Origin of the sequence: Sphingobacterium spiritivorum (assembly GCF_016725325.1) — a bacterium.
Taxonomy (GTDB): domain Bacteria; phylum Bacteroidota; class Bacteroidia; order Sphingobacteriales; family Sphingobacteriaceae; genus Sphingobacterium.
In genome coordinates, this window is the sequence record NZ_CP068083.1 from 2,958,794 (window position 1) to 2,985,083 (window position 26,290).

At 39.0% G+C, this 26,290-nt stretch carries 20 protein-coding genes and 2 tRNA genes; 14 read left to right on the top strand and 8 right to left on the bottom strand.

Annotated features, from left to right (window positions below; all coding sequences use genetic code 11):
- Positions 1-6 precede the first annotated feature (6 nt).
- Positions 7-660 (bottom strand): ABC transporter substrate-binding protein, encoded by a 654-nt coding sequence (locus tag I6J02_RS12330; protein ID WP_236581847.1) that lies wholly within the window; start codon positions 658-660, stop codon positions 7-9.
- Between the two features lie 84 nt (positions 661-744).
- Here I6J02_RS12330 and I6J02_RS12335 point away from each other — a divergent pair, with 84 nt between their 5' ends.
- Together I6J02_RS12335 and I6J02_RS12340 are read left to right on the top strand one after the other, a co-directional pair.
- Entirely contained in the window at positions 745-1,059 is a 315-nt protein-coding gene (locus I6J02_RS12335) for a YbaB/EbfC family nucleoid-associated protein (RefSeq protein WP_002999491.1), read from the top strand.
- 13 nt (positions 1,060-1,072) lie between these two features.
- Entirely contained in the window at positions 1,073-1,756 is a 684-nt protein-coding gene (locus I6J02_RS12340) for a metal-dependent hydrolase (protein WP_201678194.1), read from the top strand.
- A 79-nt stretch (positions 1,757-1,835) separates the two neighbouring features.
- On the opposite strand, the gene I6J02_RS12345 is transcribed toward I6J02_RS12340, so the two are convergent.
- A complete protein-coding gene (locus tag I6J02_RS12345; protein WP_201678195.1) occupies positions 1,836-2,693 on the bottom strand; it encodes an N-acetylglucosamine kinase in 858 nt (285 codons plus the stop codon).
- Positions 2,694-2,950: 257 nt separating this feature from the next.
- Positions 2,951-4,678, bottom strand: coding sequence for an MFS transporter (locus I6J02_RS12350; RefSeq protein ID WP_201678196.1), 1,728 nt, complete (start codon positions 4,676-4,678; stop codon positions 2,951-2,953).
- 341 nt (positions 4,679-5,019) lie between these two features.
- Between I6J02_RS12350 and rho the strand changes: the two genes are divergently transcribed.
- Together rho and I6J02_RS12360 are read left to right on the top strand one after the other, a co-directional pair.
- On the top strand, positions 5,020-6,507 hold the full coding sequence (rho, locus tag I6J02_RS12355) for a transcription termination factor Rho (protein WP_201678197.1): 1,488 nt from the start codon (positions 5,020-5,022) through the stop codon (positions 6,505-6,507).
- Between the two features lie 79 nt (positions 6,508-6,586).
- Positions 6,587-7,276, top strand: a complete 690-nt coding sequence (locus I6J02_RS12360) for a CDP-alcohol phosphatidyltransferase family protein (protein WP_317191820.1) — start codon at positions 6,587-6,589, stop codon at positions 7,274-7,276.
- Here I6J02_RS12360 and I6J02_RS12365 read toward each other — a convergent pair.
- Positions 7,273-7,623 (bottom strand): Hpt domain-containing protein, encoded by a 351-nt coding sequence (locus I6J02_RS12365; protein WP_236581848.1) that lies wholly within the window; start codon positions 7,621-7,623, stop codon positions 7,273-7,275. The two genes, I6J02_RS12360 and I6J02_RS12365, sit on opposite strands and share 4 nt — an antisense overlap.
- A gap of 7 nt (positions 7,624-7,630) precedes the next feature.
- Positions 7,631-8,113 (bottom strand): 2-amino-4-hydroxy-6-hydroxymethyldihydropteridine diphosphokinase, encoded by a 483-nt coding sequence (folK, locus tag I6J02_RS12370; protein ID WP_201678199.1) that lies wholly within the window; start codon positions 8,111-8,113, stop codon positions 7,631-7,633.
- 110 nt (positions 8,114-8,223) lie between these two features.
- On the opposite strand from folK, the gene sppA reads away from it, so the two are divergent.
- On the top strand, positions 8,224-9,993 hold the full coding sequence (gene sppA / locus I6J02_RS12375; protein WP_201678200.1) for a signal peptide peptidase SppA: 1,770 nt from the start codon (positions 8,224-8,226) through the stop codon (positions 9,991-9,993).
- 115 nt (positions 9,994-10,108) lie between these two features.
- Positions 10,109-11,299 carry a phosphoglycerate kinase gene (locus I6J02_RS12380; RefSeq protein ID WP_201678201.1) on the top strand — a complete coding sequence of 397 codons (1,191 nt, stop codon included), beginning with the start codon at positions 10,109-10,111 and terminating at the stop codon, positions 11,297-11,299.
- Between the two features lie 81 nt (positions 11,300-11,380).
- Here I6J02_RS12380 and I6J02_RS12385 read toward each other — a convergent pair whose 3' ends face one another.
- Positions 11,381-14,206 (bottom strand): hypothetical protein, encoded by a 2,826-nt coding sequence (locus I6J02_RS12385; RefSeq protein ID WP_201678202.1) that lies wholly within the window; start codon positions 14,204-14,206, stop codon positions 11,381-11,383.
- Positions 14,207-14,962: 756 nt separating this feature from the next.
- Between I6J02_RS12385 and mgtE the strand changes: the two genes are divergently transcribed.
- The 8 genes from mgtE (at position 14,963) to I6J02_RS12425 (ending at position 25,458) form a co-directional block, all read left to right on the top strand.
- A complete protein-coding gene (gene mgtE, locus I6J02_RS12390; RefSeq protein ID WP_201678203.1) occupies positions 14,963-16,342 on the top strand; it encodes a magnesium transporter in 1,380 nt (459 codons plus the stop codon).
- Between the two features lie 126 nt (positions 16,343-16,468).
- A tRNA-Asn gene (locus tag I6J02_RS12395) sits at positions 16,469-16,542 on the top strand.
- A 604-nt stretch (positions 16,543-17,146) separates the two neighbouring features.
- Positions 17,147-20,323 (top strand): SusC/RagA family TonB-linked outer membrane protein, encoded by a 3,177-nt coding sequence (locus I6J02_RS12400; protein ID WP_201678204.1) that lies wholly within the window; start codon positions 17,147-17,149, stop codon positions 20,321-20,323.
- A gap of 11 nt (positions 20,324-20,334) precedes the next feature.
- Positions 20,335-21,867 (top strand): RagB/SusD family nutrient uptake outer membrane protein, encoded by a 1,533-nt coding sequence (locus I6J02_RS12405; RefSeq protein WP_201678205.1) that lies wholly within the window; start codon positions 20,335-20,337, stop codon positions 21,865-21,867.
- A gap of 18 nt (positions 21,868-21,885) precedes the next feature.
- Entirely contained in the window at positions 21,886-22,584 is a 699-nt protein-coding gene (locus I6J02_RS12410; protein ID WP_201678206.1) for a hypothetical protein, read from the top strand.
- Positions 22,585-22,592: 8 nt separating this feature from the next.
- Positions 22,593-23,663, top strand: a complete 1,071-nt coding sequence (locus I6J02_RS12415; RefSeq protein WP_236581850.1) for a DUF5007 domain-containing protein — start codon at positions 22,593-22,595, stop codon at positions 23,661-23,663.
- Positions 23,664-24,404: 741 nt separating this feature from the next.
- A tRNA-Asn gene (locus tag I6J02_RS12420) sits at positions 24,405-24,478 on the top strand.
- A 59-nt stretch (positions 24,479-24,537) separates the two neighbouring features.
- Positions 24,538-25,458: a PfkB family carbohydrate kinase gene (locus I6J02_RS12425; protein ID WP_201678208.1), complete on the top strand. Its 921-nt coding sequence runs from the start codon at positions 24,538-24,540 to the stop codon at positions 25,456-25,458.
- 19 nt (positions 25,459-25,477) lie between these two features.
- Here the strand turns inward: I6J02_RS12425 and I6J02_RS12430 are convergent, their stop codons facing one another.
- Together I6J02_RS12430 and I6J02_RS12435 are read right to left on the bottom strand one after the other, a co-directional pair.
- Positions 25,478-25,726 carry a cytochrome b5 domain-containing protein gene (locus I6J02_RS12430; RefSeq protein ID WP_201678209.1) on the bottom strand — a complete coding sequence of 83 codons (249 nt, stop codon included), beginning with the start codon at positions 25,724-25,726 and terminating at the stop codon, positions 25,478-25,480.
- A 45-nt stretch (positions 25,727-25,771) separates the two neighbouring features.
- Positions 25,772-26,275: an RNA polymerase sigma factor gene (locus tag I6J02_RS12435; protein WP_002999461.1), complete on the bottom strand. Its 504-nt coding sequence runs from the start codon at positions 26,273-26,275 to the stop codon at positions 25,772-25,774.
- Positions 26,276-26,290 lie beyond the last annotated feature (15 nt).

Here is a 26,290-nt window from a genome sequence, read left to right on the forward strand (position 1 = left end):
GTGTTTTTATCCTAAATCAAAGTTGACCCAGTCAATGCCCTGATGACCAAAAATAAAATATTTGGGCTGGATGATCTCTGCCAGTATTTCCAGTTCCAGTAAATAGTCTTTGCCCGGTACATTTGCGAAATCATCTTTTTTGATAATGTAGATTTTATTATTCTTAATAGCAGGAATACTGTTCCATTCTTCCTGTTGAATAAACTGAGGTAATTGTCCGTACAGTAAAAATTCGTCCTGCTTAATCAGGAGCATATCAGCGTCTTTATATTGCTGAATATCTAATGGTACTCCACCTGCGATACGAATGCTTTCTGATATCAGTGCAGACTGAAGAGGGGAGGCAGGGTCTATATTTTCAAGTAAGAGCACTTTTGGGCGAGTCTCTGTCGGTATAAATTTTAGCTTGTGAACCAATATATCTACCTCTTCTTCCAGTTCTTCTGCAAGATTACTGCTGGGCGTATGCATATGTGTGAACCGTTCAATAAACAATTTGAGGTCTTCAAAGGAAGCTATATTCTGGGCGGATTGTACGAGTGCAGGTTCCATGCTGATCTGTTGGAGATTTAATTTTTCTACCAGTTCATCAATCAGTGCGTTTTTATATTCAAGCATGCTGCAAAGGTAATAAGGATCAGGATAACTACCTAATTCCATTGGTTTGACAGAAGTAAATTTGTTATTTCAGCGCTGTATTTTGTAAATTGCATCTTCAAAACAGCTAAATAAATATATAAAGATATGTTTGATAAACTTTTCGAAGCCCAACAAAAGGCACAAGAGATTAAAAAGAGACTGGATAATATTTCTGTTTTCGGCGAAGCAGAAGGGGGCGTGATCAAAGTGGTGGCCACAGCAAATAAGGAAATCAGAGAGATCACTATTGATCCTGTTTTTCTGGATAATGCAGACAAGGAAGAGTTGGAGGAACTTTTGATCGTCGCACTGAATAAAGCCCTTGTACAGGCCGAAAATGTCAGTCAATCCGAAATGCAGGCTTCTGCTCAGGATATGTTGGGTGGTTTTGGCGGATTGGGTAATTTGTTCAATAAATAAAACAACAGGCTATATGAAAGTTACTTATTACGGACAATCCTGTGTGTTATTTGATTTTGACGGGCATCAGGTATTATTAGATCCTTTTATTACATATAATCCGATTGCGGAACATGTGGATGTAAATGCGCTTCATCCTGAATATATATTTGTCAGTCACGCACATCAGGATCATGTGGCTGACCTGCTGACGGTGCAAAAGAATAGCAATGCTACAGTTGCTACAGTTGTGGAAACAGCTGCGTGGGTAAGAAAACAGGGTGTTTCGGACGATAAAGTTGTGGAGTTCAATCTCGGAGGTACCATTGAGACTACTTTTGGAAAAGCCAAGATGGTGATTGCTATTCATACCAACAGTACACCGGACGGAGCATATGGCGGCTGGCCTGTCGGTTATGTGTTTTTTGCAGGAGGCAAAAAAATCTATTTTGCCGGAGATACAGCGTTAACATATGATATGAAACTATTGGAAGATCTGCAGCTGGACTGGGCATTTTTACCGATAGGAGGTCATTATACTATGGATGTAGAGGATGCTGTAAAGGCAGCTCAGTTTATCAACTGTAAACATATTGTCGGTATTCATTATAACACGTTTCCACCGATTACAATTGATGTAGAGGAAGCGAAGCGGAAGTTTAGTGAAGCCGGACTGCAATTGTCATTGCCGGGAATCGGAGAGTCATTAACACTTTAGTACAGCATGTACAAAAGCGTACAACATAAAAAAAACCGGAAAATTGATTTTCCGGTTTTTTTATGTTTAATTCTAATGTTTATTTCTTAGCTGCACGGTTCATGTGGAACTGTACCAGATCATCGATTGGCGAACGAAGGATTTTTCCTACTTTCATTCCGTAGTGACCAGCTTTTTCTTCCAGTACATTGCGGAAGTTGTAGCCTACAGAACCAATACAATTGAATGTATAGCTTTGGTAGTCAGGGTATTTGCTTACCAGATTGCTGAAGAAAGCCTCGAAAGAATCTTCTACAATTTTGCGGGTATATTGAATATTGACATTGTTGTCATATACGAATTTGCTGAAACTTGCACAGAAACGGTTCGCTAACGGCTTAGTATATACGCTGTCCATAATTTCATCAGGTAACAGCTTGTAGGTTTCATAAAATACTTTCTTTACATCTGCAGGCATAAGATCACGGATATAATCTATCAGTAGTTTTTTACCGATATAGCTTCCGCTTCCCTCATCTCCTAATATATAGGCACCGGAATCAATGTTTTTTGTAATCTCTTCACCATCATATATACAGCTGTTGGTACCTGTACCTAAAATAGCTGCAAAACCGGATTCTGTACCTAACAGTGCTCTTGCTGCTGCAAGCAGATCGTGTCCAACTTCAACTTTAGAATTAGGGAAAACCTGTTTTATCGCATTGACTACGATTTGTGCTTTCTCCTGGTTGTGAACTCCTGCTCCGTAATAGTTTACTTCAGAGATTTTGTCAAATGGTAAGTCAAGAGGAAGTCCTTTTTTTAATGAATTAACGATGTATTCACTATCCACAAAGTATGGATTGTATCCTTCAGTATTAAAGTAAATTTTCTTGTTGGAATCATCTAACAAACACCAGTTTGTCTTGGTAGATCCTCCGTCAGCAATTATAATCATTATGTATGAAGTTAATTTGTGTTTATATTGTTTGTTTGTTGTTTCTCTTAATAAAATGATATGTTTATCTCTCCGAAAATACGTTTTTTATGCATAAAACAATAATATTTAGATTGTTTATTTTGAATAATAATGAGTTGATCATTACTTTTTAATAAAAAACGCCGTTTACAATGCTGTAAACGGCGTTTGTGAATTTCGTCACAATTTTATTCAATAGTGTACTAAATACAATTAGTCTGTCGGTTTTTACTGAATTAGTGACCTCCTTCAGCTTCTATTTCATCAATATTGATTCCTTGTTTCTTTAAGAATCCTCTCACCATAATGGCAAATATGACAATATATACAAAACCGAATAGTGGTAAAATATAAGAATTATGGATGCCGATAATGTCAGCTAATTTTCCCTGAATAGGAGGGATTACACCACCGCCCAGGATCATCATTACCAGGAATGCAGAACCCTGAGCCGTATACTTGCCTAATCCAACGATCGATAAACTGAAAATAGACGACCACATAATAGAACATGCAAGTCCGCCTGCAAGGAAAGCATAAATAGCTACAACTCCTGATGTCAACAGGCCTGTCAGCATCGCACCGATTCCGAATAATCCAAAGATAATCAATGTACGAACAGGCTTTTCTTTACTCAGGAAGAATGCTATGATCTGAATCGCAATACATACTGCGTAGAAGTAAAGATGTGACATCTCAAATCCTGCTAATGTGTTGACACCTATAATAACGGAGAAAGCTATAAACGGAACTATAATCAATAATAATTGTTTCGTCGATTTTGCCAGTTTAAATGCACTGATCGCTCCGGCCCATCGTCCGATCATCATACTCCCCCAGTACATAGATACATAAGGTGTGATCTGTGAGGATTGAAGACTTCCGAATTCTTTCAGTGTCAATAACTCTCCCAGATTACTTCCAATTGCAACTTCTACACCTACATATAAGAATAAAGCCAGCATTCCTAATACCAATTGAGGATATTTCATTGCTCCCCATCCCTCTGCATTTTTCTTAGCACTCAGATTAGAGTATAACAAACCGCCTACAACAACTATAAATGCACCTGCCAGCCACATCATTCTTGTTTTTTCCAGAGGATGTGATATTTCAGCAATTTGTGCCTTTAGCTGATCAATAGCAGAGGAATCTGTCAATGTTTTGAGTTGTTCACGCAATGCTTCAAGCTGGATTGCTTCATCGCTTTTGTAGCTTAAGAATACAGGTGCAAACATAGCAAACAACAAGATGGTCATAATGATCAGTGTTGTCAATGCCTTGCTTGCTTTTTCCATTGGCTCATCACTGATACCCGCAGGTACTTTTTTAGAGAAATGGAATAACGCTGCTGCCAAAACAAATAATAAGCCAACTCCTATATACAGAATGATGACTTTATCTAAAGGCAGATTTGCAATCTCACTGTCAGAGATTGTTTCGAATGTTCCGAAAAGTGCGAATCCAATAACCAAAGGACCGATTGTCGTCCCGAATGAATTGATTCCTCCCCCAAGGTTTACGCGTGAAGAACCTGTTTTAGGGTCGCCTAAAAGTACAGCAAACGGGTTGGCTGCGGTCTGTTGCAAGGAAAAACCCAAAGCAACCGTAAATAACCCAAGTAACATTCCCACATACAAGTTTACTTCTACAGCAACGATCATAGCCCCTGCACCAAGTGCAGAAAAAAGTAATCCATAGACAATACTTTTCTTGTATCCCCAATGTCCAACGAGATCTTTACCTTTTACTGTGCTGAAAATGAATAACAGCAAAGCGCCAATGTAATAAGCCGTGTAAAATGCAAAGTCAATTAGCTGAGATTGAAATTGATCTAAATGGAAATAGTTTTTACAAAAAGGAATGAAAACACTGTTTCCAGCAGCAATGAAACCCCAGAAAAAGAATACCACTACCAACGTATACAGGGCAGGGTAATTAGTTTTAATTTCGTTTTCTTTCATGAAAGGTGATTTTAAATAAGACAGCTAACATACAAAGAATTCAAAACAAATCTCCATAATTTAACCAAAAAAGTTACGTTAAAGTATTTAGTAAAACGATTTACTTAACAGAAGATTCTTGTAATTTGGTTTTTTTTTCAATTTTTCTTTGAAATTAGAATACTTATGTTTTTCTTTGTGGCTGTTCTCAAAAATTATTCGTTTCTGGCCTGAAAGAATTCACTTAGTTCTGGAAGCCAAGCATTTTAACAGATACGGCATAAGTTGAAATTGTTAAAACTAAATGAATAGTTTTCATGTTAAGTAAAAAATCCTATATCTTATAATACATATAAAAATTAATGGATGTTAATGAATTGAATGCAAAGCTCGTTTCCGAATTGCGCGAGATTGCCAAAGCTATTGGTATAGAAGATGCCGATAAATTAAGAAAGCAGGAACTCATTGATAGAATTATCCAGACCGGAGATGAAAACAATGCTGAAGCTGCCTCTTCAGAGCCTTCTTCTATCCAAGATGATGCATCTGAAAGACCAAGACGCCGTACCCGCACTGTAAAAACAGAGCCTGTAACGATCAGAAGAAGATCTGATGACGATGTTGAGACTCAAGAACATCCTGAGAAAACGACAGAAGCTACTGAAGAAACAAAGGTTACAGCTGTACCTAAAGCTGCTCCTGCAAAAACTGAAGCCGCTGTTGTACCTACGGATTTCGATAATGTGATTGTAAATGAAGGTGTCCTTGAAATTATGCCTGACGGATACGGTTTCCTGCGCTCCTCTGATTATAACTACCTAACTTCTCCAGACGATATATATGTTTCACAATCTCAGATCAAACTTTTTGGTTTGAAAACAGGTGATACTGTCCGCGGCAGCATACGTCCTCCGAAAGAAGGTGAAAAATATTTCCCGTTAGTACGGGTAGAGGCTATCAACGGACAGAACCCGGCTGAAGTGCGGGATCGTGTACCTTTTGATTACCTGACTCCATTGTTTCCAACAGAACGTTTGAACCTGAATATGGGTGCGAATAATTATTCAACCCGTATTATGGATCTGTTTACGCCAATTGGTAAAGGTCAGCGCGGTCTTATCGTCGCTCAACCTAAAACAGGTAAAACAAACCTCCTGAAAGAGGTCGCAAATGCAATTGCCAAAAATCACCCTGAAGTATACCTTATTATTCTATTGATTGATGAGCGTCCGGAAGAGGTGACAGATATGGCCAGAAGTGTTCGCGCAGAAGTCGTTGCTTCTACATTTGATGAACCTGCTGACCGTCACGTTAAGATTGCAAATATCGTATTGGAAAAAGCAAAACGTATGGTAGAGTGCGGACATGATGTGGTGATCCTGTTGGATTCAATCACTCGTCTGGCACGTGCTTATAATACTGTAGCACCTGCATCCGGTAAGATTCTATCAGGTGGTGTGGATGCAAATGCTTTACACAAACCAAAACGTTTCTTTGGTGCTGCCCGTAACATTGAAAACGGTGGTTCATTGACGATTCTGGCAACAGCGCTTACAGAGACAGGATCTAAAATGGATGAGGTTATCTTTGAAGAATTTAAAGGTACAGGTAACATGGAATTACAGTTGGATCGCAAATTGGCGAACAAACGTGTCTTCCCTGCTATTGACCTTACAGCTTCAAGTACTCGTCGTGACGATCTGTTGTCTGATAAAGATACTTTACAGCGTGTCTGGGTGTTACGTAATCACCTTGCGGATATGAACTCCAATGAAGCAATGGAATTCTTGCTTGCTCAGATGAGAGGTACGATGTCTAATGAAGAGTTTTTGATCAGTATGAATGGGTAAAACCATTTAAAATGTATAATTTTAAGCCATCTTTGAAGATTGTGATCTTTCAGAGATGGCTTTTTTAGTTATATACTACATGAAAAAATACATTCCGAATACGTTGACCTGCCTGAATCTTTTTAGTGGATGTGTGGGGGTACTTTTTGCTCTTAAGGGAGAATTTCAATATACCTTTTACTGTGTTTTATTTTCTGGAGTATGTGATTTCTTTGATGGTATGGCTGCAAGAGCTTTACATGTCAAGTCAACTATCGGTAAGGAGTTAGATTCTCTGGCAGACATGATTAGTTTTGGCTTTTTACCCGGAGCCGTGATCTACTTTTTATTAAAGGAAATCAATACAGAAATGTCTTTGCTACCTTATCTGGCATTTGTGATGACAGTATTCTCAGGTCTAAGATTGGCAAAATTTAATGTGGATGAACGTCAGTCTACAGATTTTATTGGCCTGAATACACCAATGAATACCTTTTATATTATTTCTTTGCCGTTTATTGCGCAGATCTATCCAGAGATCATTATGAATAATGTATTCCTTTTAATTACAGTGGCGCTATCCAGTGCGCTGTTAGTTTCCGAACTTCGACTTTTTTCGATGAAATTATCTTCTCTAAGTTGGAAAGCTAACCAGTTTAAATATCTGTTTCTGATTCTGAGTGTCGTGTTGCTGGCCATATTGAAGTTTCTGGCTATTCCGTTTATTCTTCTATTCTATATTATATTCTCTATTATTCACTTCCGTACGCCGCAACAGGACAAAGGCTAACTTAAGGAGTTCAGATAGTGTTGCAATTCACCGTACAAATCCTGTAGTTGCTTTTCCAGCAATGTAAATTCATCTTTTATCAGATCGATATCGGCATTTTGTTTTGCTAAGGATTCTATCTTAACAATTCTGTCTTTTAAGGCAAATGCACCTATGTATTCCATTGTTGGCTTGATATGATGAGCCTTGCTTGCTATTTCATTCAGATTATTATTCTTTATCGCAGTCCTTAATGCTTCTTCATCCAGAGGAGTCTGAGCCACATACAGTGTTATAAACTCACGTATAATATCACTGTTGTCCATCATCGTAGACGAGATTAGGCTTGGATCAATTAGGTTATACATAATCTATTTATTTAAGGATGTTAACAAATAAAGAGTCTTTGCAGTTTTGAAATAATACTAAATTAGTTTTATGCAATACAGGATGTTCAAAATCTGCTGCAATCTCCGTTAAAGGTGCCAATACAAAATTTCTTTCCTGAATGTAAGGGTGCGGGATTATCAGGTTTTCCTGATGTATGCAACTGTTGTTATAGTATAGAATATCAATATCTATAATACGTGCACCCCATTTTTCATGACGTATCCTGCCCAGCTTGGTTTCGATCTTTTGAGTTTGTTTTAAGAGATCATCCGGTGAAAGCATAGTCTCCACCTTTATTACCTGATTGATAAAATTTGGCTGATCCTCAAGACCCCATGCTTCACTTTCATACAAACCCGATAGACTGGTCAGCCTGCCGATATGATGTTCAATCTGTATGCGCGCTTCTGCCAGCATCACAAGAGGTTCTCCCAGGTTAGCTCCCAATAGCAGATATGTCTGATTCATTTATAAAAACTATATTTTGATTTACTTGTATAATATATTGTATTAAATAATTTATTGATTTACATTTATGACTGCTTACGAAAGTTAATTCAAATTATATACGCACAAACATGAAATCATTTTTAAAATATGTACTGGCGACTATTACCGGTATTGTCATTGCAACGGTTATTCTTTTTATTGTCATTGCCGGGATAATAGGATCTTTGATCAGCAGTGCTTCTACTGATGCTGCTCCGGTTGTTGCCGATAACTCTGTTCTTTATATTACATTGAATCATGAAATAAAAGAGCGGAGTGAAACGAATCCGCTTGAAGGTGTCGACATTCCGGGACTTGGTACAACGAAAACCCTGGGACTGGACGATATTCTGGAACGTATTCAATCCGCAAAGACTGATAGCAAAATTAAGGGAATTTATTTGAATATATCCGGTGTAAATACAGGTTTTGCAACTTTACAGGAAATCCGGGATGCACTGATAGACTTTAAGGCGTCCAAAAAATTTATTGTGTCCTACAGTGAAGGATACACACAAAAAGCGTATTACCTGGCTTCTGTGGCGGATAAAATTTATTTAAATCCGGAAGGAAGTCTTGATTTCAGGGGATTGAGTACTTCGATCATGTTTATGAAGGATGCTTTGGATAAGTTGGGAGTTGATATGCAGGTTGTCAAAGTTGGTACATACAAAAGTGCTGTAGAACCTTTTATGTTAAATGGAATGAGTCAGCCCAACCGTCTTCAGGTTGAATCTTATTTAGGTAGTTTGTATACCACATTTCTGGATAACGTGTCTGCGAGTCGTAAGATTCCGGTAGACTCTTTGCGTTCTATCGCGGATCGATATGCGGTACGTGATGCAGAGGATGCTGTCAGCTTGAAGTTGGTTGATGCAGTGCTGTATAAAGATGAATTGATAGAAGAAGTAAAGAAAAGATTGAATATTAAAGATAAAAAGAAAGATTTCTCAACTGTTTCCATTCTTGATTATCGTGCTAATTCCAGTACTTCTGAAGGAGAAGGACGTGTCGCTGTATTGTATGCGGAAGGGGATATCGTATCAGGTGAAGGAGAAAGCGGTCAGATTGCTTCAGATAAGGTTTCACGTGAATTACGTAAATTAAGAGAAGATGATCGTGTGAAGGCGGTGGTTTTCCGTGTGAATTCGCCCGGAGGAAGTGCTCTAGCGTCAGATGTGATCTGGAGAGAGGTTGTTTTGACTAAAAAGGTAAAACCTATCGTCGTTTCTATGGGTGACTATGCTGCTTCGGGAGGCTATTATATCTCGGCTGCAGCTGATTCAATCTTTGCAGAAAAGAATACAATTACCGGTTCTATAGGTGTATTCGGGCTTATTCCTAACTTCAAAGGTTTGCTGAATGATAAACTGGGAATTCATTTTGATGGTGTCAAAACCGGTACATATGCTGATCTGATGTCTGCTCCTGATCGTCCATTGACAGCGGAAGAGCGAAATATTATTCAGCTGGAAGTGAATAAAACCTATGGTTCATTTACCAAAAAAGTAGCTGAAGGACGTAAATTGTCAGTAGCGAATGTAGATAGTATCGGACAAGGAAGGGTGTGGACAGGTGAGCAGGCTGTCGGAATCGGACTGGTAGATCGTATTGGAAGCATTAGAGATGCTGTCCGTTCTGCTGCCAAGATGGCCAAGTTAAAGGATTATAAAGTGGTAAAATACCCTTCACTTAAAGATCCATTCTCCTCTATTCTGTCGACATCCAAAGAGAAGATCAGTGTCTGGTATATGAAAGATCAGTTGGGTGATCAGTATCGATACATTCAGGAACTAAAATCAGTAACCCAACAATCGGGTATTATGGCCAAATTGCCGTATTCGATTGAGGTTCACTAATATTTTGATAAAAAGGGAGTATATTTTTTTAAGAAACACTCCCTTTTTTATATATTTATTCCCTCAACTTGAATCAAACAGATTCGACGCTCAAAATTTAAGTTTTAAAAATATCATGAAAACGATTGACGATTTGAATTTCTCAGGCAAGAAAGCCTTAATCCGTGTAGATTTTAACGTTCCTTTGGACGATCAATTTAATATTACAGATGATAACCGTATCCAGGGGGCAGCTCCAACGATCAAAAAGATATTAAAAGATGGTGGATCTGTGATCTTAATGTCTCATTTGGGAAGACCAAAAGAAGGACCTACAGATAAATATTCATTAAAACATATTGTTTCCCATCTTTCTAAAGTATTAGGTGTGGATGTACAGTTTGCTGCGGATTGTATTGGTCAGGAAGCTGTAGATAAAGCTGCCTCTTTGAAGTCAGGTGAAGTTTTATTGCTGGAAAATCTTCGCTTTTATAAAGAGGAAGAAAAAGGTGATGTCGCTTTTGCAGAAAAGTTATCCAAATTGGGTGATGTATATGTAAATGATGCTTTCGGAACAGCACACCGTGCACATGCCTCAACAGCTGTTATTGCTCAATTCTTCCCGGGTAATAAATATTTCGGATATCTGATGGCTGCTGAAGTGCAGAATGCAGAGAAAGTATTAAATCATCCTGAACGTCCTTTTACGGCGATCATGGGGGGAGCAAAAGTATCTGATAAGCTGGAATTGATTGAAGCTTTATTAGAAAAGGTTGATAACCTGATTATTGGCGGTGGTATGGCCTATACTTTTGTGAAAGCAAGAGGCGGAGAAATTGGTCAGTCACTGGTGGAGCTGGATAAACTGGATCTGGCTAATCATCTGGTCAAAAAAGCCGAAGAAAAAGGCGTCAATCTGGTACTTCCTACAGATAGTCAGATTGCTGACAGATTCGCTAATGATGCAGAAGTATACGATGGGTCAAATGATCAAATCCCTGCTGATAAAATGGGATTGGATATCGGTAAAGAATCAGGAGAGCATTTTGCTGAGATTATCTCTGCTTCTAAAACTATTTTATGGAACGGACCTATGGGCGTATTTGAAATGGATACTTTCGCTAAAGGTACAAAAGCGGTTGCAGATGCAGTAGTAGCGGCAACAGAAAGAGGCGCCTTCTCTCTTATCGGAGGTGGTGATTCGGCTGCAGCGGTATCTAAATTCAAAATGACAGAGCATGTAAGCTATGTAAGTACAGGTGGTGGAGCTTTGTTAGAATATATGGAAGGAAAAGAACTTCCGGGTGTAAAAGCTATTAACGAATAATAAGGTTCTTATTACAATATATACTAAAGGCCTGTCTGATAAAGACAGGCCTTTAGTATTTTATGAAGGTCGTGGATGAACCTAATAGGTATATCCAAGACTAAAAGCTGTTACTACCTTTTGTCTCGCTGAAGGATCATTGATATAAGTAAACTTGACTCCGCAATCAAAATCAGGCAAGACATACCGCAGGAAGTTGACATCTGCGGATAAGTTTAATCCGAATGTTTTGGGAGCAACGCTGCTGTTGTGAACATTCTGATAATCTGCAAAAAATCCGCCTTTAAATCGTTTGATATAAGCTAATCCGCCAATAGTCCAGTCCGGATAAGCTATCGGGAGCCTATAGTTAAATAGCAAGGTGTTTGTGACCCGTGGTGAATTGAAGAATCCGTAACCACTTACGACAGGGATATCCATACTGTATTGATATACATTTGAAGCCTTCTGAACTCCGAATCTGATTTGAAATCCATGATTGGAGACTAATCCCGGGAAGTAGAAATTGCTTCTGAAAGAAAGCAGAGTGCCACTCACAGCATTTTCAAAAGGAGAATGGCGGTAGGTTACACTGAAGTTTTGCCCCCATTTTGGTGCAAGATCCATTCTGCTCTGCATGGCATTTCTATTGAAATAAGCCTGGTAGCTCAGCGGGAACTTTAATTCTCTTCTGAAATTAGGGATATTCTGCAGGCTGGGATTATACCTGTTCTGATAATATGTCGCTATGTTGAATCCAAAGCTGTAGACCTGATTGTGACGGTATATGGACCATGGCAGGCTCATCTGTGCAGTGATTAGGTGCTCTTGCCAGTCAAAAGATACCGAACTGTCTGGCTTATTTATAAAGGATGCCCAGCCAATCTGTCCTTTATTCTCGTATCGGACCGTGAATTTTGGGAAATACTTCTGGTACTGTATCTGGGCAGAATAAATTCCTTTATCCAGATCGGTATCATATTCGTATCCCAGACTAATCTTTGTTGTATTAAGCAAGTTATTGGAAATCCAGAAAATTCCCGGTTTGTAATTGTCAAAACTTGAAAAATCAGTGCTGCTGATGGTTAAACTATGGAAGTTAACCGCCCTTTTTATTCCGTTATAGGGTTTGATTTCGAATGCAGTGGTGTCAAATACTGTGTCAACTGCAGGAATTCTGGCAAGTGACGGTTTGTAATAATGAATAAACAGATCAGGTGTTTCGTTGATATCTTTTTCCTGTACGCTATTCAGTGGAATACTGGCCAGTTTATATCCATCTACGGCATAATCATTGAAGAATAATTGATTAGTTTGGTGGTCTACATAGGGAGAGAACGCACCAAATCGTGCATTTGTAAGAGCAAAAATTTGTTCGTCTGATCTCGCATATCGGTAGATATTATCTGTCCCATTATAGTGGGCTTTAAATATAACGTCATTTTGGACGTATACAGGACGTTCAAGCTGTTGATTGTCCCACGTGGTCAGTTTATTCCAGTTATTGTCTTTAAGGCTATATTCTACAAGGCAAGTTCCTTTTTCACTTACTCCGATCATGATAATTTTATCTCCGGAAGCGTTGAACTGTGGTTGTTGCAGGTGAATATGATCAGGAGAAGCTATAGTTTTTACCACTTTGCCAGTCTCACTATTCAGTATGACGACAGTTGCTTCATTAGTCATATTGACTTCGATACAGACAATCTGATCTCCTGAATAGCTTAACGCAGGGGTATAATAACGCGTTTTTGTAGTGAGTGTTTTTGTTTCTTTTGTGTTCAGATTATGAATGTTGATGACATTATAGCTGCGTTTAACATACCGTGCATCTCTTCTGTATTCATCCCACACAAGCAAATTTCCCTTCAGATCGAAGTATGGCATTAATTGAATTCCGAGGTTTAAAATGGTCTTTTGTGAACCGTATAATGTATCAATCTGCACGATTTGAGAAACATTTTTAGGAGACTGATAGAGACTGTACAGCTTTCCGTTTTGATCATTTTGAGGTAACATCCAATGCTGAGGATACCTTGATTTTTGAGTTTTTAAATGACTGTAACGGGTAGGTTGAATTTCATTTTCCTGATTTTTCCAGTAGTCTTCAAGCTCTTTTATTGTGCTTTTAAACAGGCGGGATCCCGTCATGTCTGTGTGTTTTTTTAGTGCCTTATTAAAGCTGTAAGGTCGTAGTAAATGATGTCTGATATTCGTCAGCATCTTTTGCTGAATGTCTTCCCCGAAATCATTTTTCATCTTGGTTGCCATGAAATATCCAATCGTATAATAGGAGGGTACGATGTCCTTAAATGATCCTAAAGTATACTTCTCATAGGTGTATTTTTTGCCTTCCAGTATGTTTGTCCGGATAGGCATTTCCCATGAGGGCAGCCTTCCGCGGCCTCCTTCTGAGAGTACAGTTTCCGTATATACGGCGTCTCCTTCAAAGTACCAGCTAGGCAGGTGAAGACCGTATAGAGCTAAACCGAGCTGTTCAAAAAGTGGTGCACGAAATGTACCTGTCAAATTGTCAAACTGAAGAACGTGCCGGGACTCGTGTAAGGCTAGATTGTCGAGCCAGGATTGATTTGATGCAATGCCTGAGGGTGTACCGTATAGCTCCGATTTTCTCGGTGCGAGTTGCACATAGCCATTTTGATCCAGCGTGTTTGTCTGAATAATAAATGAAATTTTTCGAGGCTTGCGTTTGAAATCCTGTCCTACACGATGGATGATTCTGGTCAGTTGATGGGAGAGGGTAGAGGCCTGCTTGTGGAATTCATGAGGGAAAATCAATTGAAAATCTTTAGTGTTGATTTGCTCCCATTTTATACCTGGAGGGGCCTGAGTGTCGTCAAAAATCTGCGCAGAAGATATAAGTGGATATATAATTGATATAATTAATATTAATATTCTGTTTTTCATTGTGTTATGGTTAACAATAACGGTTAATTATTGATTTGCTAATATTTTTAGTTTAAATAATGCTTTTTATATATTTTTTTAATTTATATAATTTGCTTTAATGAATTGATTTTTAATTATTTAAAATTATTAATGATATACACTATTTATTGTTTTTTTTGTGTCTATATTCTCTTTAAAAAGCTGCTCTTGTTTGATAAATTTTGGAGATGAGCAGTGAATATTTCATATTGCTAATGTACATTTTCTTTTGCTAATTTCTAACAGGAATTAAGGATTTGATATTCGCAGTTATGGGTGAAGTGAAAAATACCAGAATCATTCTTTTTCTTCTATCGGCTATGATGATTATGAGCATGTACTTTTCTTTGAAGTAAGATTGCTGACAAGAAATACGTATGAAAGTCTTTGATGGTGGGATGTATAAAAATGTCTGCATTTTACTGCGCCCTCCAGCAGATAAGTAAGTTTTCATTATGGAAAAACATGTTTTTATTTTGGTGACATTTTGGCATTTTTTTATATTTTCAAAAACACTGTTGGGCTTGTGTGGTTAGTTATATAGAGGATAGAATCTTCAAAATTCTGATGGTAATCTGCTGTTAGAGCCGCTCATTTTTTTGAGAAAAATAAATGTCGTAACAGTGATTTTTGCATATATTATTTTAGGTTATAATATTCCGTCAAAAAAAACGATTTTTGCAAAACAAAAAGAATTACCCGAATGTAAAATTCAAAAATAAAGTAAGGCCCGATATGGAGAATTTGGAAATGCAGGTGGAACGCGTAGAGCAACTTTTCGAGTCGCAAAACTTGGAGGAGCTTGCCGAATATTTGAACGAACTGAACATCTCAGATGTTGAAGAGTTAATAGATGAATTGCCCGAACACGCTGCCCTTTTTCTGGAGGTACTTAGTTTGAATCGCGCAGTAAATGTATTCCGGATTTTAGACTTCCCGACTCAGGAGAGAGTCTTCAAAAAACTTCCCCCTTCTAAGGTTCGTGAAATTATAAATGAGATGCCTCCGGATGACCGGACTTCCTTCTTCAGTGAACTGAAAGGTGATGTCGTAAAACAGCTGATCATCATGCTTACTCCGCAGGAGCGAAAAGAGGCGCTCTCTTTACTGGGGTATCCGGAAGATAGTGTGGGACGTCTGATGACACCCGATTACATCACCGTAAAGGAGTACTGGAATATGGCCCGAGTATTGGATCACATTCGCAGGTATGGTAATGCGTCGGAAACTATTGATGTACTGTATGTGATCGATGGTAATGGTAAGCTGATTGATGACCTTCGGATCAGAGATGTGCTCATTGCAAAAGAGGATGCTGTAGTTGGTGATCTGATAGATAACAGACTCATCTCATTAAAAGCAAATGATCCGCAGGAAGAGGCGGTCACTGTGTTTCGTATGAACAATCGGGTGGCGCTTCCTGTAGTCGATGATCAGGATATTATGTTGGGTATTGTGACGATAGATGATATTCTTTGGGTTGCAAATGAAGAATACACCGAAGACATGCAGCGCTTCGGGGGAACAGAGGCACTCGATGAGCCTTATCTTGACGTGGCCATCTCTCATCTGGTTAAGAAACGTGCGGGCTGGCTGGTTATTCTTTTTCTGGGACAATTACTGACGGCGACGGTAATCGAGCATTTTGAGGCGCAATTGGCGACCGTCATTGCATTATTTGCGCTGGTGCCGTTGATTATGTCCAGTGGGGGGAATAGTGGCTCACAGGCATCCACATTGATTATTCAGGCTATGGCTCTCGGAGAGGTGACATTGGGCGACTGGTGGCGGGTTATGAAAAGAGAGTTTTTGTCGGGATTATTTCTGGGGCTTATTCTCGGAACGCTTGGCTTTATCCGCATCGCTACCTGGCAGAGTTTTTCGCATGCCTATGGCGATCACTGGGCTATCATTGGAGTAGTGGTAAGTCTTTCGTTAGTCTGTGTAGTGCTTTGGGGCTCGCTTACCGGATCCATGCTTCCGTTTTTGCTGAAAAAACTTGGAGCAGACCCTGCAAGCTCTTCCGCACCTTTTGTATCGACACTGGTCGATGTAACCGGTCTTTTGATCTACTTTACTTTCGTCACCTTATTGTTGAGCGAAGTACATCTGTAAAAGATGAAAATTATTTCGCTTGAAAGCGAGGTAGTTGATGTATAAAATGAAAAAATATTTGCACGTTTCAGATAAACTTCCGATACTTGCATCACTTTAAAGGGAAGCCAATAAAGTAACGGTCATTCCTGAATAGCTCAGCTGGTTAGAGCATCTGACTGTTAATCAGAGGGTCGCTGGTTCGAGCCCAGCTTCAGGAGCAAATGGAACAAAGCCTTTCAGTGTAAAACTGGAAGGCTTTGTTATTTTCTGTTGTCCCTCCCACGATTTGGAAATTGCAGATCGTGTCGGATTCAAAAGTTGTATTCCTTGAGAGTTTCTTTGCTCATGCCGGGCAGATACATGCATTCCGAAATCTATTATTGTCTGCTTTCTGTTTGCAGATATACCCACAGATATATTCCTGAATTGAAAGAAGGATTTTTCCAGCTATAGCTTCTCCCGAAGGAGGAAAGTATTCTGATGGCTTATCTCTTTTACTTATCTCCATTTTAAGAGATGATGCATTTGTTTTCATTGTGAAGCTACCAAGTCACCAAAACCATAGCTGTTTTCCATTACAAAGTATAAATGATTATTTAAGTCTGAAATTTAATGAAATGTGCTATTTAGTGTGCTGATTAATTTACATAACATTTAAATGTTAAAAAATGTGAAAATTACGCAAACGTTTGAGTTCGTAAGATCAAACGTTTGCATAGACAAGTGTTGAAAAACGCATAATCTCGTAGGCTTCTAAAATGTATCATAATGACTACCTTGGCCGAAACATGTGGTTTACATGTGACTAACTAAATCCATATTATGATTATTAAGATTTTCGAACTTCTTAGAAGGTCAGGACCTTTAGTGTTGACTTTGCTATTTTCTGCTTATTTTAATTACAGTGTTGCGCAAACAGGCGTTTCTGGTAAGGTAACTTCCGGAAATAAGCCCTTAGCAGGAGTGACTGTAAATGTAAAGTCAAATCCAAAAACAGCTTCAGGATCGGATGTGAATGGTCAGTATAACATCAATGCCGGACCATCCGATGTGCTTGTTTTTAAGTTAATCGGACATAGACCTGTTGAAGTTTCCGTAAACGGAAGAAGTCGCATTGATGTGGTCATGGAAGAAAATTCTGATGAACTCAGCGAGGTTGTGGTAACGGGCTATACAACTATTAACCGTAAGAAGGCAACTGGGTCTATAGCTTCTATTACATCAAAAGATATTGAGAATCTGCCCGCGGCAAGTATTGATATCTTATTGCAAGGAAAGCTTCCGGGTGTCAATGTACAGAATTTTACCGGGCAGCCAGGTGTTAAGACTTCTCTTGTTATCCGTGGAAATACCAAGATTTCAAACTCTACGGAAGGTTTTAATGCCGATGATCTGTATAGTAACCCCCTCTATGTTATTGACGGAATACCGGTATCTGATGATGAAGTACGGGCATTTAATACAACCGGAACCAATTATCTGGCGAGTTTAAATCCCAATGATATTGAATCTGTGGACGTTCTGAAAGATGCATCAGCTGCAGCATTATACGGTTCAAGAGCAGCAAATGGTGTAATACTAATCAAGACTAAGAGAGGTTCATCCGGAAAACCACGACTGAGTGTCAATACCTACCACGGATATATTTCAAAGCCAAATAAAGTAGGGACATTAATTGGTGCAGCAGAAAGACGTAAAAAGTTAGACCTGATTTATCAATATGCAAGTGATACGCAACTGCAAAATGGTTTACCGCAGATGTTGACAGACAGCTTGAACCCATCCTTTAACAACAGTAATGACTATCAGAATTTATTTTACCAGTCCGGAAAGGTTCATAATGCAGATATTGCAATTTCCGGGGGAAATGAGAATTTGAATTACCGGGTCAGTGGAGGATATTACGATGAAAAAGGGGTGATACTTAATACTGGACTGAAACGCTATTCCTTTACTTCTAATATTTTATTCAAAATCACTAAGGATCTGGAATTGCTAACCAATTTAAGAGCTTCTACATCCCGCCGGTTTGATGGAAAGGGAAGCACAGACTTTAGTAAAGTAAATAATTACCGCGATATCTTTACCGTTAGTCCTGTAAATATGCCTTCTTCTTTACTTCAACTAACGCAGAAAGATCTTAACAGTATTATTAATCCTTATGAATATCAGCGTGATGATAATGTAGACGTGAGTCTCAATGGTGTTGGGGAATTGCGTTATACTTTCCTCAAAGATTTCCGGATCAGCACACGAAATATTATCAGCTACTCGACTGCTAAAAATGATTTTGCTTCACCGTCAGAAATAAACAGCGACGGTTTAGCTGTTGCGAAATCAAGTTATTCTCAATACAAAAAATACGTATTAACAAATAACCTGATGTGGAACAGAACATTTGAAGAGAAGCACGCATTTAGTGTAAACTTGATTCAGGAATTTGAAACCCGGAGAAATGAGTCTATGTTCCTTCTGGGGCGCGGAATACCAAGTGACAATATTCAGGTGATCAAAGGTGTACAGGGGACTAATCTGCAGGGAAATACTAATTTGTCTACTTATTCCAAACTTTCTTTCTTAGGGGCCTTACATTACGATTATAAGAGCAAGTATCTTTTTGATGCCGTATGGCGTGCAGATGCATCTTCCCGTTTTGGTAAAAATAATAAATGGGGATATTTTCCTTCATTAGCCGCTGGTTGGTTGCTTTCCGAGGAAGAGTTTGTTCAGGATCTGGGTTGGGTGAATGAACTGAAGCTGAGAGCCAGCTGGGGACGTACCGGAGACGAAAGTTCTATTACTGATTATGACCGTTACAATGCATACTTAGCGGGTAATGGACGCTATCCCGGATCAGAAGCACCTTCTTATGGTGGAGTAGCATCGGTTATTCCAAACTATAATGGTATTACTAACGATGATATCACGTGGCAGGAATCAAATGAGTGGAATCTCGGATTGGATGCTTATCTGTTGAATAATCGAATTAATCTGAATGTAGATGTGTACAAACGTGAAACCACAGGACAAATGCTGCGTATTTTGTTCCCGGAATATACCGGTTATGATAATACATTTACGAATGCAGCTGGTGTCAGAAATACAGGATTAGAGATTAATTTATTAGGAAAGGTCTTTAGCCAGTCCAGCGCTTTTCAATGGAATCCTTCCATCAATATTTCTATAAACAGAAATATGGTTACCCAGCTTCCTAATGGAAACAGAGATTTGTACTATGGGTCTGCTGTATATGTCGTAGGTATGCCATTAAACATGTATTATGGTTATTTGGTAAACGGTGCAATTTCTTCTCAGCAAGATATCATTACCAATCCATACACTGGCGCTGTTGGTTCTACCAAATGGGGGACTTTGAAACCAGGTTATCCGAATTGGGTAGATGTCAATGGTGATTATAAGATTTCTGACAATATTGGTGAAAATGATATGACTTTCTATGGTAACGCCAATCCAAAAGTAACAGGAGGTTTAACCAACTTTTTCAGCTATAAAGACTTTACACTTCAGGTGTTGACGACTTTTACATTTGGTCGTGATATTATGAACAGAACTTTTGCCCAAAGAATGTCCAACGGCTTTTTCTATGGCAATCCGGAGGACTTCGCCAAAGCTTCTATCGTCGACCTGAATGCGTACGACTTCTGGCAAAGAGAAGGAGATCAGGCAAAATATCCTGCTGCTAATCCTTACATGGGCTTATATGTATGGAGAACCGGACAATCTATGTTTATGGAACCCGGATGGTATATCCGTATCCGCAATATCAGCTTAGCGTATAATTTCAGACCTGCAAATCACGAGTGGATGCAAAAGCTTAAGTTGAACTCCTTCAGATTATACGGGAATATGGATAATGTCGCTTTATTCCAGAAGTTTTCTGGAATCGATGCAGAGCGTGTAGACGGGCAGGGAAATGATTATGGAGACGGTTATCCGATTCCTAAAAAATTCACTTTAGGCCTTCAGTTTGACTTTTAATAAATATCGCCATGAAAAGACTCTTTAAATTATATAGCACTAAATACACAATCCTTACTATGCTTGCAGCAGTGGTGTCACTTAGCTCTTGTGAAAAGGATTTGGAGAATAAACTTCGTAATGATACCTATGCAGATACCTATTGGAAGAATGAACGTGAGGCCAACAGCGCTTTAGCCGGAACTTATTCCTTGTTTCGTAAAGCACATGTGACCAATCAGGCATTTTTTATCTGGGGAGATGGTCCGATAGGTATTATGACTTCAAAAGAAAGTACCAACTATACGGCTATTTATACCGGAGGTAATTTTGTTACACCGTACCGCGAAGAAGGTGTGCACAACTGGAAGAACTGGTACCGGATCGTAGATGCTGCCAGTGCAGCTATTGAAAATATTCCAAACATTCCGGATGATCAGTTTGAGCCCGGCCGTAAAAGCTATCTGTTAGGGGAAGCTTATTTTCTACGTGCACTGGCTTATTTCTATATGACGAGGGTATGGGGAGACCTGCCTTTACAAACCGAGGCTACGACAACAGCCGGACAAGGAGTGTTAAAAGGACGTACTTCTACAGAGGAAATTTTGAAGTTTATAATGACTGATGCCCAAAAAGCCTCTTCATTGTTAACCTGGGAAGGCATAAATACCGAAGGCAGAAGAAGAGCCAGTAAGGCCGCTGCTTTGGCATTGCTGGCGCATACTACTGCATGGGAAAACGATTATGCAAAGACAATTCTTTATACCGATTCAATTATCAACCGTGCGGATTATTTTACGTTGCAAGGCCGCGATGCTATTCGTGACGTATTTAAAGATGCTACAGCACGTGAAAATATTTTTGTTATTACCAATAAAGATGCTGAAAATGAATCCAGCGCTTTTAGTCAGGCATTAGGAACGGATAATAATAACAATTGTTCTGTAGGTTTCCTGACAGTCAGTGCTGATATCATCCGGAATATGCCATATGTAGTGCCTACCTATTTTGGAGAAACACCAAAACTGGATTTACTTTACGAAGTATCCACTAATCCTAACGATATCCGAAGAACTCAGTTTTTCAGATCTACCAATACACCGGATGTTAACTCCCTGATGAAGTATTCAGATGTTGTTTATAAAAATCCGGCATCAAGTTCAGATCCGAGAACAGAAAGTAATATGGTTATCTTTCGTCTGGCAGACATGATCCTGTTAAAAGCGGAGGCACTGGAAGCCACTAGCAGACCGGGAGAGGCTTTGATTGAGATGAATAAAGTCCGGGCACGTGCCGGTGCAAATCCTGTTTCCTCTGCGATAAACCTGAAACGTACCATCCTGCAGGAAAGACAGCGGGAGCTGGTGGGTGAAGGGCAAAGTTACTTTGATATTGTCCGGAATATTCGCATATCAGGAAATTTTGCATTGGTGAGTCTGCTCACTCCATGGTCAATGGACAGAACAAGGTTTGAACAGAAAGGCTACCTTTTCCCGATTCACAACAGCAATATTAATACAAACAGACTGATTACACAGAATCCATATTGGATGGGTCGCTACTAAACGTTAAATAAAGAACTCATGAAAACGAATATTATTCTCATATTATGTATCCTTGGTCTATTTGCGGTGTCTTGTAAGAAAGATCCGGTAATTGACGGAGGCATACATCAGGCTAAGGTCAATATGACGACCTATGACTTTTTGAAATCGCATTCCCGGAATATGTTTGATACCACTATTCTGATTATAGATAAGGCAGGACTTAAAGACCTTGTGAATAGCCGCGGTACTTTCTTTGTGCCTAACGATTATTCTATTGCGGGCTTTCTGGCTCTCAAACAGGCTGAAGTACGCAAGAAAGATGAACGTCTGAATTATACGTTAGATACCTTATTTAAATACTTTACACCACAAATGTTAAAAGATTCTATAGGTATGTATTTCATTCCCGAAAGACAGGTTAACTGGACGGATCTGGCGCAGACCTGGAGTGAATATCAGACTTCTGTATCTAATCTGACCTTATGGGCTAACCTGGAAAGTCTGGATGGATACAACGGAAGCGGTATATTCTCTGAAAAACCTAAGGTAGTCTATCTGAATAAAGTTGTAGGTGAAAAAGACCTTCTTGTCAACGGCCGATATGAAGATCCGACTAAAGATCCTAAAAAACTGGATTTGCGTTCAGTCTGCCAGACATCCGGTATAGAAACAACAACAGGAATTGTCCACGTGCTTGCGAATACACATATCTGGACTTTTAAGACAATTAACTAATGACAATCATGAAATCAACAATAAAATTATGGTCTATAGTAGCTACTATTGCTGCTTTAGGCTTCGGAAGCTGTAAAAAGGTGGAAACTGGATATCTGAGTGACAACATTCGGTATGCTTCCAACCCGGTTACAGTAGAGCAGGGTGTGTTTGTTATTACACAGGGGATAATTCCGGATGCTTCCACACCGCCATTTAAAATTACACTGCTGGATATCCGGAATAAAGAGACAGGGAAACGTGAAGAAGCTTTTTACAAAGATTATAATGTCACTGTATGGAAGCAGCCTTATAATCCGAAAACGGATACAACATTAGCCTTAATTACGGCCAAGCAAGGAGTCGAGAAAAAAGCTGCTTTTTCTGTTCTTGAAAAAAGCGGACAATTTCTCTTTACTCAGGCTACAGATAGCGTCCCTGCAGGGGATTATCTGGTCGATATTAAGGTTGAAAATCCGAGAGGCGTGAAAACTTACGAAGGTGTTACGACTATACGTATTAAGCCCGTTCAAGAGTATACCTACGAAAATGTTCCTTACTTTCTGGCATTACCGGCAAACAGTGAGACAGCGATTCGTTTTCCATACGATGACCAGTGGTTCAATGCGGATAAAGGTCAATCGGCTTCTATGACGCTGAAGATTACTCGTGTGGCTGATGGTCCGAATCAGATTGTATTGAAAGTATTGGATAAAAATGGAAAAGTATTCCCGGGTAAAGCATTGGAACGCAGACCGAGTGGTAACAGTTTCTTAAACACATTATCGACTTTTGCCTATAAGACTACTGTAACGGATACAGCGGTGCTTTATGATTATGCGCAGGCCAGATTCCCTGATGTGTATTGGGATACGCAATCCAATGGTATAAACTGTTACTATAGGATTTACGAAAAATGGCTGGCATCCGTTGATAAAGTGGATGCGGCTTCCTGGAATCCGCCAAATTCAGTTGATTATCTCACATATACCGATCAACCGGTCAAAATCAACATCCGATTTAATACCAAAATTTATAAGCCCGGTAAATACATTTATGAAATGAAACTTCGGGCCACCCTGAAAGAAGGTGTGAAGTAATTACTGAAGGGAGTAATATAGAAAAGAAGGTGTCTAAAAAATCACGTGAAAACCTTTGAGAATTTCATATGTGAAATGATGCAGTAGGAAAGGTATATATAAAATCGCATAAAATGGGGTTATCCAATCTTTTTGGATAGCCCCATTTCTATTGTAGTGACCTTGTTATAACTTTTCTCTCCTTCTAAAGGAGAGATGCCCGAAGGGCAGAGAGGTTCATTATAAAACTGCAAAACCTCACCCTAACCCTCTCCTTAAAAATGAGAGGGAATTGGTTTATCAAATAATAAAAAAGGGTGTATAAAAAGTCAAGTCAAACCTTTGAAAATTTCATATCTGAAATGATACTGTAAGGGTGGTACGTATAAAATCGCATAAAAAGGAAGGGGCTATCGAACCTTTGCAGTGTCCCTTTTTCGTCGCAAATGTTTTCTGTATGATGGAGCCTGGAAATAGGAGGAAGGTCTTATACAGTTCGAATAAAGTGGTAATAGAGGTAGGACCAAATGAAGGAAAAGCGGATTTGTAAGCCGGTCTGTTGTCTTTAAAAACCGAGTCTTTTATGCATTAAAGCCATTGTAAACCTATTTACTTATTTTTATTTTTAAATAATAACTTTGAAAATCAGGGAAATACCGCTTTGTTTCACTAATTCCATGTGAAATATTTGTAAATTTGTAGAAAAGCCGTATTTTTGTATCGCTTTGAAAAACAAAGATAATTTGTTTGATAAGATGAAATTCCTGAATAGCTCAGCAGGTTAGAGCATCTGACTGTTAATCAGAGGGTCGCTGGTTCGAGCCCAGCTTCAGGAGCAAGAGTTGAAACCGGCTATAAGGCCGGTTTTTTTGTTTTTGAATATTAAACAGCAACTATGAGTTTAGTAATTATTGGTACTGTTGCGTACGATGCAATAGAAACTCCATTTGGAAAAACAGACAAAATTGTAGGCGGTGCAGCTACCTTTGCAGGTATAGCCGCATCTTATTTGTATGACCATGTAAAATTGATCTCTGTTATCGGAGAGGACTTTGGTGATACAAATCTGAACCTTTTAAAAGATAAAGGTATCGATACAGAAGGAATTCAAATCATAAAAGGTGGAAAGTCCTTCTTCTGGTCAGGTAAATACCATAATGATATGAACAGCAGAGATACATTGGCTACTGAGCTTAATGTATTGGCTGATTTCGATCCTATTGTACCTGAAAAATATCAGGATTGTGAGTACCTGTTACTGGGAAATCTTACTCCGCAGGTTCAGTTAACAACTCTTAAACGTTTAAATCACACTCCAAAACTGGTTGTACTTGATACAATGAACTTCTGGATGGATGTCGCTCTCGACGATCTGAAGGCTGTCCTGAAGAAAGTAGACGTGTTGACAATCAATGATGAAGAAGCTCGTCAGTTGTCAGGAGAATATGCTCTGGTGAAAGCTGCGGAAGTAATTCTGAATATGGGACCCAAATATCTTATCATTAAGAAAGGGGAGCACGGTGCATTGTTATTCGGAGAAAATCAGGTATTCTATGCTCCGGCATTACCGTTGGCAGAAGTATTTGATCCGACAGGAGCAGGAGATACATTCGCAGGTGGATTTGTGGGTTATCTGGCGAAAGTGAATACAGTAAACTTTAATAATATGAAGAATGCGATCATTTACGGGTCTGCATTAGCTTCATTCTGCGTGGAAAGATTCGGTACGGAACGTTTACAAAATCTGACTCAGGAAGATATCAGCAAACGTATTCAACAGTTTATAGCATTGTCAAAATTTGAGATAAGCGAATAACCGCTTATCTCAACTCTTTTTATAGTTCCAGTTTTCCAATAACCGGGAATCTTTTAAATACTTCTTCTGTATGCGGCGCATCAGCAAGCTCGGCTGTCAGATCCTGACCAGCCCAATGCTCATAGTGCTGTCCTTTACGCCATAGGCGGCTGGTTGATACATCATATATCAATCCATTATAAGCTACCCAAATTTCTGGTCGATCCTGCCCGTTTCTTAAGGCAAGCCGCGATTTTGTAAAAAAAGGAAGGTTACTGTCTTCAATCATTTTACAAAAGTAATAAACTTCATAGGCGTTTCTCGCAGATTGTGACTACTTGTACGCAGTCAGCGTTTTTTTCATTGCTTTACGTGCAACATGGATCCGGGTTTTGACAGTACCTATCGGTATGTTCAAGTGGTCGGAAATCTCATGATACTTATATCCTTCAAAATACATGCTGAATGGGATATAATATTCGTCAGAGAGATTGGTCAATGCTTTATTGATATCTTCCATAATGAATTTGTTTTCACCGTCATTGTGTGTTGCAGATACGAACAGATTCGCACTGGTAATTTCTTCTTCTTTGGTAATAAAAGAATTGGTCTTTACAATACGTCTGTAGTTGTTGATAAACGTATTCTTCATGATGGTGTATAACCAGCCTTTAAGATTAGTTCCTTCTTTGAAATTTCCAAAGTAAGTGACAGCTTTCAGTAAGGTGTCTTGTACTAAATCGTTGGCGTCATCTTGGTCTCTCGTAAAATTTTTAGCGTAGAGTTTGAGAGAACTCGCTTGTTGGATAACCATTGAGTTAAATTCGAATTTAGTCATACTAGATCTGTTTTT